Raw genomic sequence first — 14,053 nt, 5'->3', positions numbered from 1 at the left:
ATGCCAATTCGTGTCGACCTGCTCGCCTTAGAGCCCAATGTCCCTGGCCGGGCCTGCCTTACTGTGAAGAAATGGCAGGGTGGCGAAGAACAGCTGGAATTCTCCATTCAGCGTAACCAGGACGGTTTCTACCTCCAGGACCAACAGGCCTGGAGCAACAACCCGTTCTGGTTCAAGGTTTCGCGCTTCACTGTCGCCGCCAGTGGCGAAGCTCTTGAAGCCCAGGTCGGCCCGGAAGTGGTCGACCCGCTGCTGGAAGGCAGCGCCAACTCGCAATTCCAGATCGAACTGCGCGAGCAGAGCCTGGGGCATGCCGACAAAGGCGTGGTCCGGCCAGGCGTCGGGCTGTTGCCATCCACGGCGGGTGGCCAGACGCGCTCGACGTATGGCGGCGCAGATTTGACCGCGCCGGCGGCACCGGCACCGGCACCTGAGATCCCGGAAATCCCGGAACTGCCGGAATTGATCTTGCCCACCGCCGAGCCAGAAATCGAACTGGAATCGGTGCCCAACGAACGCGAATACACGCCTGCTCCGCCACCGGTGAAGAAGAGCAACAAAGGCCTGCTCGGCCTCGCGCTTGTGCTGGTACTGCTGCTGGCGGCAGCGGCCGGGTTCTGGTTCTACAAACGCACGCCGGCGCCTGCCCCGACGGTCGCGGCCGCCGCACCGGCCGGTGCCGACGCACAAGCCTGCACGCTGGAAAGCATGAACAGTCTGCCCGAGCTGACCTTCGTCCAGACCTGCATCAAGGCGGCACCCGACAGCGCCAAGCTGCTGGAAATCATCAACGAAGCCAAGGCCGGCAAACACTGCGGTGTCGCCCAGCGCCTGTACGCCAACCGTGCCCAGGCCGGTGACGCGCTGATCGCCAACGCCTATGCCCGCGAATACGACCCGAAATACCTGAAGGCCAGCGAGTGCTTCCCGGTAGCGGATAACGCCACCGCGGCCTACTGGTACGAAACGATCCTCACCCAGGACCCGAACAACGCCGAAGCCAAGCAGCGTTTCGAGGAGTTGCAGAAGTGATGCGTTCACCCGTGAGTCGTTTCCTGCTGAGCAGCGCCGCGCTGTTGGCGCTGTGCATCAGCCCGTTGTCCCAGGCTGATGACAAACCGCTGATCCAGGCCGGTAAAAAGACCTTGTTCCAACGCGTATTGACCACCCCGGGCTGCAAGATCAGCCCGACGGCGGGCGGTGCGGCAGGCGAGGCGCAACCGGTGTTCAGCCGTTTCTACGTGTACGAACGCGCCCAGGCGGCAAACGCCGAGTGGCTGAAAGTCGGCCCCGACAGTTATGGCAAAACCATTGGCTGGCTGCCTGCAAGCTGCACCACCGACTGGAAAATGCAGCTGACCCTGGCCTTCACCAACCCGGCCAACCGCGACCGGCTGCTGTTCTTCAAGGAACGCACCACGGTCGAAGGCATTCTCAATGCACCGGACCCGGTGAGCAAAGTTGCCCCGCTGCGCGCCACGTTGAAAAAGGGCAAGCAAGCACCCGGCGTGCTGGCCGAAGAACCTGAATACTTCGTCGACCTGCAAAAGCAGTTCTACCTGTTGCCCGTGCTCAGCGGCGAAGAAGTCATGACCGAAGCCGGTTTCCGCACGCGCCTGCTCAATGTCGCATCGGTCAGCAAGCCCGACGAAAAAGACCCCAAGGGCGGTGCTGCCAACAGCGCGGCCGGGGGCAAGGAAGCTGAGGACAAAGCGGCCAGCCAACTGAAGGAATTCAGCGCGGCAGTGGTGTTTGTCATCGACTCGACGATTTCGATGGACCCATACATCGACCGTACCCGCGAAGCGATCCGCAAGGTTTATCAGCAGATCGAATCGCAGAACCTCGGCAAGCAGGTCAAGTTCGGCATGGTGGCTTTCCGTTCCAATACCCAGGCGGTGCCGGGCCTGGAATACACCACCAAGATGTACGCCGACCCTACCAAGGTGAAAGACAGCGCCGACTTTTTCGCCAAGATCGCCGACCTCAAACAGGCCAAAGTGTCGAGCAGCAGCTTCGATGAGGATGCCTTTGCCGGCGTCATGGAGAGCATCGACAAGGTCGACTGGAGCCAATTCGGTGCGCGCTACGTGGTGTTGATCACCGACGCGGGCGCCATCGAAGGTGACGACAAACTGTCGAAGACCGGTTTGAGCGCTGCACAGGTGCGTATTGAGGCTGCCAACCCGGGCGTGGCGATTTACACCCTGCACTTGAAAACCCCGGCCGGGGTCAAGGATCACGCCAAGGCCGAGGCGCAGTACCAGAACCTGTCGACTTACCCGGGCACCAACACCTCGCTGTACTACCCGGTGAATGCGGGTGATGTGCAGGAGTTCGGGCGCAAGGTCGACGCACTGGCCACCGCGATCACTACACAGGTGAAAGCCGCCTACATGGGCGAAGACGCCATCGGCAGTGCGGCGAACGCCAAGCAGGACCCGGCCGAGAAGAAAATGCTCGAGGACGCCGCACTGATCGGCCACGCCATGCAACTGGCCTATCTGGGCGAGAAGAACAACAGCAAGTCCCCGCCGGTGTTCAAGGCGTGGATCACCGACCGTGACCTGATCAAGCAGAACATCCCCACCACCGACGTGCGGGTGTTGCTGACCAAGTCCCAGCTCAGCGACTTGAGCGACGTGATGAAGAAGATTCTCGACGCTGCCAACGAAGGCCTGATTTCGCCGACGGAAATGTTCGACCGCCTGCGCTCGGTGGCCGCGACCATGGGCGCCGATCCGAATCAGCTCAAGCAGAACGGCAACGCCAAACTGGCGGACATGGGCGTGCTCGGCGAGTACATCGAAGACCTGCCGTACCAGAGCGAAGTGCTGAACCTGGATGAAGAGACCTGGAAGAGCTGGGACGGCCTGGCGCAGGAGAAATTCATCCGTACGCTCAACACCAAACTGCGGCACTACCAGCGTTACAACGCTGACGTCGACCGTTGGGTGGCGCTGGCCAAGGACAGCGATGCGCGGGACAACGTGTACCCGGTGCCTCTGGAAATGATGCCTTAACGAGACGCCCATGCTCGATATCAGGAACTTGCTGGTGCGCCGTGGTGAAGGCGCGCTGGCCCATCACGTGCGCCTGCCGCACTTGCAGATCGGCGGCGGGGAAATCCTCGCCATCACCGGCGAGAGCGGCAGCGGCAAAAGCACATTGCTTGAGGCCATCGGCCTGCTGCTGGCGCCGGTCGAGCTTGAGCGCTTTCGCCTGGGCGCAACGCAGGATCAGGACATCGCCCGATTGCTTGCCACGGATGATCAACCGGCTTTGGCGGCGGTGCGTTCGCGGCATCTGGGGTTCATTTTGCAAAGTGGAGGCCTGCTGCCGTTTCTGAGCGTGCGCGACAACATCAGCCTGCCGCGCCGTTTGCTCGGCATGTCGGCACACAGCGCGCACATCGACCACGCGGTTGAGGTATTGCGCCTGCAAGGACTGCTGGATAAAAAGCCGCAGGCACTGTCGATCGGCGAACGCCAGCGCGTGGCCTGCGTTCGCGCCATTGCCCATGAACCGCTGCTGCTGTTGGCGGACGAACCGACCGCCGCGCTCGACCCGCACAGTGCCCGGCGCCTGTTTGAGTTGCTGCTGAGCCTGGTGTCGAGCATGGGCCTGAGTGCGCTCGTGGTATCCCATGACTGGGCCTTGTTGAAGGATTTCGGCTTGCCGCGACTCGGCGCTATCAGCCGCCAGGGAGAGACTCTGTTTGAACCGATGGACTGACCGACTGCGCCTGCTGGGCACCCTGGCCCTGCAAGACCTGTGGCACGACCGCAAGGTGTCGCTGTGCATCGCTGCGTCATTGGTGGCGGTGATCGCGCCGTTGCTGCTGCTGTTCGGCCTCAAGCACGGGGTGGTCAGCCAGTTGCAGGACGAACTGCTGCGCGACCCGCGTAACCTCGAAGTGAAGATGCTCAGCAACGGCAACTACGACAGTGCCTGGATCGAGCGTCTGCGCCAGCGTCCCGAGACCGGTTTTGCCCTCGGCCAGACACGCTCGCTCAACACCCAGGCGGATTTGCTGATCGGCATGCAACGCTTCGTCGAAGGCGCAGAAATCATCGCCACCGAACCCGGCGACCCACAACTGAACCTGCCGGAACTCAACCCCACCGGTGATCAAGTGATCCTCAGTGCCCGTGCCGCGCAACGCTTGCAGGCCAAGGTCGGCGATCGTGTGCAACTGCGCGTGCTGCGCCGTCTGGAAGGCGTGAATGAGCGCGGCGAGATGTCGCTGAGCGTGCTGGCGATTCTCGATGGCGCCCGTTTCGGCCGCGCTGCCGGGTTTGTCGCCCCGCCGTTGCTGCTGGACCTGGAGCGCTTTCGCGATGGCTATCAGGTCAGTGCGTTCGGCATCACCACCGGCAAGCCTCTGGGTGATCTGCAACCGCTGTATGCCCGCGCTCGCGTGTATGCACACGACATCGACCAAGTGGCGCCGCTGGAGCGCTGGCTCAACGAACAACACATCGAAACCTCGAGCCGACTGGCCGACATCGACAACGTCAAAGCCATCAACCATGTGCTGGGGCTGATCTTCGGTGTTATTGCCCTGGCGGCATTAATTGGCTGTGTGGCGTCGATGGTCGGCGCGTTCCTGGCCAACATCGACCGCAAGCGCAAAAGCCTCGCGGTCCTGCGCCTGCTGGGGTTCAAGCGCACGGCGGTCGCCGGTTTCGTGGTCGTGCAAGCGCTGTTGCTGAGCCTGGCCGGCTACCTCGGCGGATTGGGTTTTTACGCTGTCGGCAGTCATCTGTTCGACTACTTGCTCGGCAGCAGCCAGGCCACCGGCACCTTTGTCTGCCACATCACACTCTGGCATGGCCTCGCCGCCCTGCTTCTGACCTTTCTGGTCGCTACACTGGTGGCCGTGATCGGCGCCGTGCGCGCCATCAGCATCCAACCTGCGGAGAGTCTGCGTGAGCTATAAACGTTTTGGCTTGCTGTTGCCCCTGAGCCTGGGCTACTTGCTCGACGCTTCGGCGGCGGGCTGGGAAGAGAAGTATTACAACCCGATGCCCGAAGCCAGCGACGTCGTTTTGCCGATGCCGTGTGAAGGCTCGATGGTGTTTCGCAAGGTGTTCATTCCGGTCACCGGACCGCTCGACGACTACCCGATCAACATCGGTCAGGACGGCGCGGAATACGGCTATGTCGAACAGACTCGACCGACGTTTATCGCTGGCAGTTTCACCGGCGCCAAGAACGACAAATCCCGCTACTACCTGATGGCCAAGTACGAGATGAGTCAGTTGCAGTACGCTGCCCTGACCGACGAAACCTGCCCCACCGCCGCGACCAAGATGCGCTTGCCGCAAGTGGCCGTGAGCTGGGTGCAAGCCGTCGAAGCGGCTGACAAGTACAACCTGTGGCTGCGCAAGAACGCCGCCGGCAAGCTGCCGAAAGAAGACGGCGCCCTGGGCTTCCTGCGTTTACCGACGGAAGTCGAGTGGGAGTTCGCCGCGCGCGGTGGCCTGGAAGTCGGTGCGGCGGAATTCCGCGATACACGCTACCCGATGCCCGACGGCATCAACGCTTACGAGTGGTTCGCCGGGGCGCAATCGTCCAACGGCAAACTGCAGTTGTCCGGCCTGCAAAAGCCCAATCCGCTGGGCCTTCACGACATGCTCGGCAACGTCGACGAAATGATGTTCGAGCCGTTTCGCCTGAACAAACTCGACCGCCAGCATGGCCAGGCCGGTGGCTACGTCGTGCGCGGCGGCAATTACCTGACCGCCCAGGCTGACCTGCGCACCGCGTTGCGCAAGGAAGAGCCGTACTACAACGCCGAAGGCCAGGTAAAAAACAAAACCACCGGCCTGCGCCTGGTATTGGTCTCGCCGACCCTGACCTCTCGCGAACGCGTGGCCAGCATCGAAAACAGCTGGAAGAAACTCGGCACCGGCAGCAAGGAAACCGAATCCGCCGACAAAGGCACGGTTCAGTCGCTGAATACGCTGGCCTCGGGCGTTGAAGATAAAGCGCTCAAGGAAAAGCTCCAGGCCCTGGAAAACCAGCTGCGCGCCAGCAACCAGCAGCAGGAAGAAACCCGCGACCAGGCGATTCGCGCCAGCCTCAATCTGGGTGCGTTCCTGTGCACCAAGATGCTCGACGACGGCCAGTACGTGGATTTCCTGCAGAAAAACTACAAGCTCAATTGCGAAGCCGCCGAAAAAGACGCCAGTTGCGACATGCGCAAGGGCAAGCTCGACGAGCAGAAGGATCGCCTGCACAAACTCAGCCGTTACTACGCCAGCAGCCTGGTGGAGTCGGCGACGTTGTACGGTCAGCCGCTGCTCGAGGCACAGGTTCCGGTGATGGAAGAAATCATTACTCGCAACAAACAGCTTCAGGACCTCAAACCCTACTTGCGCACGCACTGGGCGAATCAGAAGACCTTCCTGCAAAAACAGAAGATCGACACTGACGCCTGGCTGACCAGCTGCAAGACCGTCACTCAATAACAACACGTCAACACCGTCATCGAGGAGTTTCACCATGTCGCGCAGCCTTTGGACTCGCTTCAAACTACAGATCGCATTCGTCGTTGCCGGCAGCCTGTTGCTGACTGGTTGCGCCAACACCGGCAGTTCGATGCTCGGCGGCAGCGACGGCGCAGACCCGCGCCTGACCCAAGGCAATGACGCGGAGTTCTTCAGCAAGTCCGGTTACCAGGCCTGCGCCGTCGGCGCCGGTGTCGGCATCCTCGGTTGCGCGCTGTCCAACAGCAGCAACAAGGCGGTCTGCGCCATCGCCGCCGGTATTACCGCGTGTGGCGTGGCCATGGGCGCGAACTATTATCTGGATCAACGTCGCAGCGAATACGCCGACACCTCCACCCGTCTGGCGAAGATGAACAGCGAAGTCGAGCAAGACACGCGCAATGTGATTGCCCGCACCGAGACCGCTCAGCAAGTGATCAAGGATGACCAGGCGCGTATCGCCAAGATCAAACAGGACATCGCCAGCAAAAAGGTCGACAAGACCAAAGCCCAGACGCAAATCGCCGAGATCGACAACAACATCGCAATCTTGCGCAAAGACCTCAGCAACATGCGCAAAAAAGTCACCGAGTACAGCAAAGTGGCCGATGCCGAACGCGCCCAAGGCTCCAGCGCCGAGATGAAGCAGGTGGATGTGAGCATTCTGAAAATGAACGAGAAAGTCGCTGCCTTGCAGAAGGAAGTCGACGGTCTCTACAGCCAGCGCTCCGCAATCACTCTGGGTTAAGCACATGACGTTACGACAACTGGCGGTCCTGACCGCCGTCCTCGCCTTGAGCGGTTGCGCGACCCAGCCGGGCGAATGCGATGCGACCAATCGCGACAGCAGCATGCTGACCAAGATGAACTGCGACTACTCTGGTGGTTACAGCGATCAGGTCAAACAAAAGGAACAGGCCCTGGCCGAGTCCCGCCAGCAAAACGCGATGTTCCGTCAGGTGTACGAGAACATTCAGGCCCAGCAGCTCAGCACCAAAACCGATTTGGCCAGCCAGCAGAAATCCCAGGCTGAACTGAACCAGTCGCTGGGCAAGTTGCTGACCTCACTGAAGGCGCGCCATGGCAATGAAAGCCAGGTGCAGAAGCAGATCGCCGGGCTCGAACAGCAGCTCAAGGACTCGCAGACTGCACCGGTGGCCAAGCCTTCAAAGGCGGCCCTGGCCGCCAAGCAGGAACAACTGAAGGCGCTGCAGAAAAAGGTCAATCAACTGCAATTCAGCCTCGGTTACGAAGAGTAACTTTTCACCCGCAGGCCTCCCGCCGGAGGCCTGCAGCCTTTTCAGGAATCGACGTCATGCAGCGGGTCATCAGGGATGCGCAAGCCACACCAGAGGGGATGAGTGCGCTGCAAGCCAAAGTCGCCCTCATCCAGAAACACTTTCCGCCGACCGTCTCCAGCCTCTTCGCCATCCCGCGAATGGGCAGCGGCGAGGTGCTGGAATGGTGGACCGAACTGGGTGGCCAACCCACGCCCTATGCCGACCTCAATGAGGACGCTCAACGGCGATTGCTGGAAACCTATGAAGTGCGTCAGACGTCCCTTGGACAGTTGGCGGACGAACTGCAAAAACGCGGTCAGCCCACGGAGGCGGATGACCTGCGCAGCCTGCTCGGCGCTCCCGAGCTGGACAAACTCTACAGCCTCAACGGTGAGCCGTTGGTGGTGCGCTGGAACCAGCGCCCGCCAAAACCGGTGGTGCCGCCGGTGGTTCCGCTGGCTCCGGTGGCCGCCGTGGCGCCTTCGCGCCGTGGATGGTGGATCGCCGCGGCATTGCTGGCACTGCTGTTGTTGCTCCTGGCACTCTGGGCTTACTGGTGGTTTATGCACCGGGAAAAAGTTGTCCCGGTCGAACCGGTCGCCCCGGTGGTGACACCGATCGAGAAACCGGTTGAGCCTGTTCCCGAGCCGGTAGTGGAGCCGGAGCCTGTAGTGGAACCGAAACCGGAACCCGTACCGGTTCCAGAGCCAGAACCAGTGCCCGCCCCCAAACCGGTCCCGCCGCCAAAACCTGTGGTGGCCGCCCCGCCTCCACCACCGCCGCCGCCGCCGCCGGCACCGACGCTGGACAACTTCGCGTGCCGCAAAAAAGCGCCAAACGCAGAGATCCCGCAGTTCGTGGTGGTGCTCGATACCTCGGGTTCGATGGATTTGAACATCAAGTCCGTAAAAGCCGATGAGGACTGGTTCTTCGGCAACGAGCTCAACAAGTACCTGGACGCGAACCGCACCATGCAGATCTTCGCCAAACCCAGCCGCATGGACGTCGCGAAGGACTCGCTGGCCGGCATGATCAACGGGCTGGACCCGAAAATCGACACGCGCCTCATTACCTTCGCCGGCTGCGAACGCACACCGGACCAGGGCGTGTTCAAGTTTGGCGACCGGCCACGGCTGATCAACGGGATTCGAGGCCTGGTTCCCAACGACGGCACACCGCTGGCCGACAGCCTGGCTTACGCGGCAAGCACCGTCGACGGGCGTAATAACGATGCCGTGATCGTGATGTTCGTCGACGGTGAGGACGGTTGCCAGAAAGACGCTTGCGCGGTGTCCCGCCAAATCGCCAGGGAACAACCACGCCTGCGGGTCAACGTGGTGAAAATCGGTGCCGGTGGCCCGTCGCGCTGCATTGCTGAAAACACCGGAGGCCGGGTTTACAACAGCACCAACGCGGCAGAACTGGCCAAGCAGTTGAAACTCGCAACCAAGGAAGTGTCGAGCAACGCCAAGTGTGATTGATTGGCTGATCTGAATATTGCGGTGCAGCCTTCGCGGGCAAGCCTCGCTCCTACAGGGGTCAACGCTGAACCTGTAGGAGCGAGGCTTGCCCGCGAAGGCTATTTCAGAGGCGACTCAACGAAACCGGTCAACCTCTTGGCGCAACTCCGCCGCCAGGCTCTCCAGCTCTTTGGCGGTCACCGCCAGGTTCGACACCACTTCCCGCTGCTCGCTGTTCGCCAGCGCAATGCTTTGCAGGTTGCTGCTGAGCAGGGTCGCGGTGCTGCTCTGCTCCTGGGTCGCTGTAGTGATCGCGGCGAACTGTTCACCGGCGGAACGGCTTTGCTCATCGATCCGCGCCAGTGCCGAAGCGACGTTGGCGTTGCGCGACAAGCCTTCCTGCATCAAAACTTTGCCCTGTTCCATGGTGCTGATGGCATTGCCGGTTTCCTGCTGGATGCTCTGAATCATCCCGGAAATTTCGTCGGTGGCCTGGCGAGTGCGTGAAGCCAGGTTGCGCACTTCATCAGCCACCACCGCAAAACCACGGCCCTGCTCACCGGCACGCGCCGCTTCGATGGCCGCGTTGAGCGCCAGCAGGTTGGTTTGCTCGGCAATCGAGGTGATCACCCCGACAATGCCACCGATTTCCTGAGAACGCTGGCCCAAGGTGTTGATCACCGTGGCAGTACTGTTCAGCGCGCCAGCGATTTGCTCCAGGGACGAGGACGCTTCACCCATCGATGTACGACCGATCTGGGTTTGCTGTGCGTTTTCCTGCGCCAGACGCTGAGTGCTGCCCATGTTGTCGGCAATGTTCAACGAGGTGGCGCTGAATTCTTCCACGGCACCGGCCATGCTGGTGATTTCGCCGGACTGCTGCTCCATGCCTTCATAGGCACCGCCAGACAAACCGGACAAGGCCTGGGCACGGCTGTTGACCTCTTGCGAGGCCCGGCGGATGTGCTCGACCATCGTCGACAACGCCTGGCTCATCTGGTTGAAGGCACGGGCCAGCTGACCGATCTCGTCGTTGCTCGACACGTCCAGGCGCACGCTCAGGTCGCCGGCCCCCAGGGCTTCGGCCTGACGCACCAGATCACCCAGCGGCGCGAGTTTGCTGCGTAGCAACCAGACGGCGGAACCCACAGCGATCAACATCGCCAGCAGGCTGCCAATCGCCAGTTGAATGCCGACGCTCCAGGTCACCGCGCTGATTTCGTCTTGCGGCATGCTCGCCACGACCGACCACGGGCCGTCCTGGAACGGCACGGAAACACTGTAGAAGTCTTCGGACGTGTCGCTCCAGAAACCGCCCTCGCTCGGGGTTTTCGCCAGGGCGGTGATGGCTGGAACGGCTTTATCCAGCGCTTCCACGCCGGCGATCGGTACCAGCCATTTGTTCTGCTCGTCGAGCAACGCCAAGGAACCGGTCTTGCCGATGCGGAATCGCTTGAGGTTTTCGAACTGGGCTTTCTGCGCGTCGGTGTAGTCGAAACCGACATACAGCACGGCAATGACCTTGCCGCCGCTGTCGCGTACCGGGGTGTACTGCGACATGTAGTAGCGTTCAAAAAGCAAAGACCGTCCGACGAAACTCTGCCCCGCCATCAAACGGGCGTAAGCCGGGTTCGCATGATCGAGAACAGTGCCAATGGCACGACTGCCATCCTGTTTGGTGACGTTTGTACTGACCCGAATGAAGTCCTCGCCGCTGCGCACGAACACCGTGGCCACGCCGGCGGTCATCTGCTTGAACTCGTCCACTTCCTTGAAGTTGTTGTTGAGCACTTCGCCGCCCAGTTGCAGGCCCGGAGTCTGGGTGCCCGCCACGTTCACCGGCGCATCCGGGTGCACGCTCAGCCCGCCACTGAAACGCTTTTCGAACAACCCCGCAAGGCGCAGGGTACTTTCACGCAACGTGCCGTGAAACGTACTCAACTGGTCGGCCAGCAACCGCGCCTCACTGGCCAGGTGCTCTTCGCGGGTGGCGAGGTTGGCCGTGTCCAGTGAACGCAGGGCAAACAGGGTACTGCCGCTGATGACAATCGCCAGGATAACGGCGAGCGCAAGGCCAAGCTGTGAAGCGATCCGGGCACGAGGTTGAGACATGACAGCTCCTGGCCGAGCGATCTGATCCTCCTTGATCGGCTACTCAGCAAAATTTCTAATAATGGGAATTACGTCGAACCTGCACGAAGGTTCCATCTGCAGATTTTCGGCGGCAAACCTGAATACTTGAGTAAATAGCCGGGATATGGCTCAAGGCCGCTATTTCAAGGGCTCTATCGATTCAGCACAAGTGTTCGACGTCCGGCAATTTCATCGCCCGCACTTCGCCTTGCAGGAAATCACTGAGGCGGCGCAAACGTTCACCTCCTGGGCGGGTTTTCGGCCAGACGAGGTAATAATTCTCACCACTGGCGACGGCGGTCGGCCACGGCAAACTCAGACGGCCCTGCGCCACATCTTCGGCCACCATCAGCAGATCGCCCATCGAAACGCCATAACCCCGGGCGGCGGCGATCATGCCCAGCTCCAGCGTATCGAACACCTGCCCGCCCTTGAGCGACACCTGATCCGTCAGCCCCATGCGCTCCAGCCAGTTGCGCCAGTCACGCCGGTCCGGCGTCGGGTGCAGCAGTTCGGCATGGGCCAGACGCGCGACGTCCCACGGTTGGTCCTTCAGAAGATTCGGTGCACCGACCGGAATCAGCTCCTCCGGGAACAGGAGGCTCGCCTCCCAGTCCGGCGGAAAATGCCCATTGCTGAGGATTACGGCGCAGTCGAACGGCTCATGGTTGAAGTCCACCGAATCGACGTCCATCCAGGCGCTGGTCAGTTGCACTTCGTTGCCCGGTTGCAGGTGGCGGAAACGGCTGAGCCGCGCCAACAGCCAGCGCATGGTCAGGGTAGACGGCGCTTTCATGCGCAGGATGTCATCTTCGGCGCGCAAGGTATTGCAGGCCCGCTCAAGGGCGGTGAAGCCTTCGCGAATGCCCGGCAGGATCAGCCGCGCCGACTCGGTCAATTGCAAATTGCGCCCGCTGCGATGAAACAGCCGACAGGCAAAATGCTCTTCAAGCGTACGAATATGCCGACTGACCGCACTCTGCGTAATCGACAACTCTTCAGCGGCACGAGTAAACGAGCTATGCCGCGCCGCCGCTTCAAATGCGCGAAGGGCATACAAGGGAGGAAGACGACGAGACATGCGGAAAGCTCCTATGGCGCAATTTCGTCAACTTATCAGAAACTCCTCATGATGAGTTTTAATCATGCCATCCATCCTTTTTATCCCTTTGTGCAAACCCCGCAGAGCGCCGAGAATCGACGCTTTCCTGTTCTCTTTGATAATCGGGCGTGATGACCATGCAGCATCCAGCACGTATTGAACTCTGGGCCATCCTGCGGCTGGCGGGGCCGTTGATTGCCTCGCAGTTGGCGCACATGCTGATGGTCCTCACCGACACCTTGATGATGGCGCGCCTGAGCCCCGAGGCATTGGCCGGCGGCGGACTCGGCGCGGCGACCTATTCGTTTGTGTCGATCTTTTGCATCGGCGTGATTGCGGCGGTCGGCACGTTGGTGGCGATCCGTCAGGGCGCGGGCGATATCGTTGGCGCGGCGCGGCTGACCCAGGCCGGGTTGTGGCTGGCGTGGTTGATGGCTTTGGTCGCCGGGTTGCTGCTGTGGAACCTCAAACCGGTGTTGCTGATGTTTGGCCAGACCGAAACCAATGTCCAGTCAGCCGGGCAGTTCCTGTTGATTTTGCCGTTCGCCTTGCCCGGTTACCTGAGCTTCATGGCCCTGCGCGGTTTCACCAGCGCGATTGGCCGGGCGACGCCGGTGATGGTCATCAGCCTCGGCGGCACGGTGGCCAACTTCGTGCTCAATTATGCGTTGATCACCGGGATGTTCGGCCTGCCGAAAATGGGCCTGGTGGGTATCGGTCTGGTCACGGCAATTGTTGCCAACCTGATGGCCGTGGCGTTGGCGCTGCATATTCGGCGGCATCCGGCGTACGACGCCTATCCATTGCGCCAGGGCTTGTCGCGGCCAAACCGGCAGTACCTGAAGGAGTTGTGGCGCCTGGGTCTGCCGATTGGCGGCACCTACGCAGTGGAAGTCGGGCTGTTTGCCTTTGCCGCGTTGTGCATGGGCACCATGGGCAGTACGCAACTGGGCGCGCATCAGATCGCGCTGCAGATTGTCTCGGTGGCGTTCATGATTCCGGCGGGGCTTTCCTATGCGATCACCATGCGCATCGGCCAGCATTACGGCGCCGGGCAGTTGCTGGACGCGCGGCTTGCCGGGCGGGTCGGGATCGCCTTTGGCGCAGCGGCGATGCTCGGTTTCGCGATGGTCTTCTGGCTGTTGCCGAATCAGTTGATTGGCCTGTTCCTGGACCACAACGACCCGGCCTTCCGCCCGGTCATCGAACTGGCGGTGAGCCTGTTGGCGGTGGCTGCTTGGTTCGAGCTGTTCGACGGCACGCAAACCATCGCCATGGGCTGCATTCGCGGGCTCAAGGACGCCAAGACCACGTTCCTGGTCGGGTTGGGTTGCTATTGGCTGATCGGCGCGCCCGCCGCGTGGTGGATGGCGTTCCATTTGCACTGGGGGCCGACGGGTGTCTGGTGGGGTCTGGCGTTGGGCCTGGCGTGCGCGGCGGTGAGCCTGACGCTGGCGTTCGAGTGGAAGATGAAGCGGATGATTCGGCGGGAGCCGACATCAGGGGCAAGTTTCCAGATCGCCCAGCCTGACTGAGATCCTTGTAGGAGCGAGGCTTGCCCGCGAAGGCGTCGTGTCAGGAACA

The 14,053-nt window shown here is 61.4% G+C and carries 11 protein-coding genes; 9 read left to right on the top strand and 2 right to left on the bottom strand.

The features are described from left to right. The 8 genes from ACM6IO_RS08260 to ACM6IO_RS08225 are packed head-to-tail and all read left to right on the top strand — an operon-like array spanning position 1 to position 9,255. On the top strand, positions 1-1,032 hold the full coding sequence (locus tag ACM6IO_RS08260; protein ID WP_192228215.1) for a hypothetical protein: 1,032 nt from the start codon (positions 1-3) through the stop codon (positions 1,030-1,032). Then, entirely contained in the window at positions 1,032-3,023 is a 1,992-nt protein-coding gene (locus ACM6IO_RS08255; RefSeq protein ID WP_414911308.1) for a vWA domain-containing protein, read from the top strand. The genes ACM6IO_RS08260 and ACM6IO_RS08255 overlap by 1 nt, the downstream gene beginning before the upstream one ends. Positions 3,024-3,033: 10 nt before the next feature. Beyond that, on the top strand, positions 3,034-3,735 hold the full coding sequence (locus ACM6IO_RS08250) for an ABC transporter ATP-binding protein (protein ID WP_008030527.1): 702 nt from the start codon (positions 3,034-3,036) through the stop codon (positions 3,733-3,735). Next, positions 3,719-4,942 carry an ABC transporter permease gene (locus tag ACM6IO_RS08245; RefSeq protein WP_008030528.1) on the top strand — a complete coding sequence of 408 codons (1,224 nt, stop codon included), beginning with the start codon at positions 3,719-3,721 and terminating at the stop codon, positions 4,940-4,942. The genes ACM6IO_RS08250 and ACM6IO_RS08245 overlap by 17 nt, the downstream gene beginning before the upstream one ends. Next, positions 4,932-6,476: an SUMF1/EgtB/PvdO family nonheme iron enzyme gene (locus tag ACM6IO_RS08240; protein WP_008037965.1), complete on the top strand. Its 1,545-nt coding sequence runs from the start codon at positions 4,932-4,934 to the stop codon at positions 6,474-6,476. The genes ACM6IO_RS08245 and ACM6IO_RS08240 overlap by 11 nt, the downstream gene beginning before the upstream one ends. A 34-nt stretch (positions 6,477-6,510) precedes the next feature. After that, complete coding sequence (locus ACM6IO_RS08235; protein ID WP_008037967.1) at positions 6,511-7,242, top strand: hypothetical protein; 732 nt, start codon at positions 6,511-6,513, stop codon at positions 7,240-7,242. A gap of 4 nt (positions 7,243-7,246) precedes the next feature. Continuing rightward, positions 7,247-7,753 carry a hypothetical protein gene (locus ACM6IO_RS08230; RefSeq protein ID WP_008030533.1) on the top strand — a complete coding sequence of 169 codons (507 nt, stop codon included), beginning with the start codon at positions 7,247-7,249 and terminating at the stop codon, positions 7,751-7,753. A 56-nt stretch (positions 7,754-7,809) separates the two neighbouring features. Continuing rightward, positions 7,810-9,255 (top strand): vWA domain-containing protein, encoded by a 1,446-nt coding sequence (locus tag ACM6IO_RS08225; RefSeq protein ID WP_008037985.1) that lies wholly within the window; start codon positions 7,810-7,812, stop codon positions 9,253-9,255. 114 nt (positions 9,256-9,369) lie between these two features. Here ACM6IO_RS08225 and ACM6IO_RS08220 read toward each other — a convergent pair whose 3' ends face one another. Then, positions 9,370-11,346, bottom strand: coding sequence for a methyl-accepting chemotaxis protein (locus ACM6IO_RS08220; RefSeq protein WP_192228211.1), 1,977 nt, complete (start codon positions 11,344-11,346; stop codon positions 9,370-9,372). A 181-nt stretch (positions 11,347-11,527) separates the two neighbouring features. Beyond that, positions 11,528-12,448 carry a LysR substrate-binding domain-containing protein gene (locus ACM6IO_RS08215; RefSeq protein WP_008030538.1) on the bottom strand — a complete coding sequence of 307 codons (921 nt, stop codon included), beginning with the start codon at positions 12,446-12,448 and terminating at the stop codon, positions 11,528-11,530. Positions 12,449-12,606: 158 nt separating this feature from the next. Here ACM6IO_RS08215 and ACM6IO_RS08210 point away from each other — a divergent pair, with 158 nt between their 5' ends. Then, complete coding sequence (locus tag ACM6IO_RS08210) at positions 12,607-14,004, top strand: NorM family multidrug efflux MATE transporter (protein WP_192228209.1); 1,398 nt, start codon at positions 12,607-12,609, stop codon at positions 14,002-14,004. The last annotated feature ends 49 nt before the right edge of the window (positions 14,005-14,053 follow it).

The organism is Pseudomonas sp. IT-P44 (assembly GCF_949768225.1).
In the GTDB taxonomy this organism is placed as follows: domain Bacteria; phylum Pseudomonadota; class Gammaproteobacteria; order Pseudomonadales; family Pseudomonadaceae; genus Aquipseudomonas; species Aquipseudomonas migulae.
This window is presented reverse-complemented; position numbering and strand designations above follow the sequence as displayed.

Coding starts and splice junctions, on each gene's coding strand:
- ACM6IO_RS08225 (WP_008037985.1), top strand. CDS start 7,810: ATGCAGCGGGTCATCAGGGATGCGCAAGCCACACCAGAGGGGATGAGT.
- ACM6IO_RS08210 (WP_192228209.1), top strand. CDS start 12,607: ATGCAGCATCCAGCACGTATTGAACTCTGGGCCATCCTGCGGCTGGCG.
- ACM6IO_RS08230 (WP_008030533.1), top strand. CDS start 7,247: ATGACGTTACGACAACTGGCGGTCCTGACCGCCGTCCTCGCCTTGAGC.
- ACM6IO_RS08255 (WP_414911308.1), top strand. CDS start 1,032: ATGCGTTCACCCGTGAGTCGTTTCCTGCTGAGCAGCGCCGCGCTGTTG.
- ACM6IO_RS08260 (WP_192228215.1), top strand. CDS start 1: ATGCCAATTCGTGTCGACCTGCTCGCCTTAGAGCCCAATGTCCCTGGC.
- ACM6IO_RS08235 (WP_008037967.1), top strand. CDS start 6,511: ATGTCGCGCAGCCTTTGGACTCGCTTCAAACTACAGATCGCATTCGTC.
- ACM6IO_RS08250 (WP_008030527.1), top strand. CDS start 3,034: ATGCTCGATATCAGGAACTTGCTGGTGCGCCGTGGTGAAGGCGCGCTG.
- ACM6IO_RS08215 (WP_008030538.1), bottom strand. CDS start 12,448: ATGTCTCGTCGTCTTCCTCCCTTGTATGCCCTTCGCGCATTTGAAGCG.
- ACM6IO_RS08220 (WP_192228211.1), bottom strand. CDS start 11,346: ATGTCTCAACCTCGTGCCCGGATCGCTTCACAGCTTGGCCTTGCGCTC.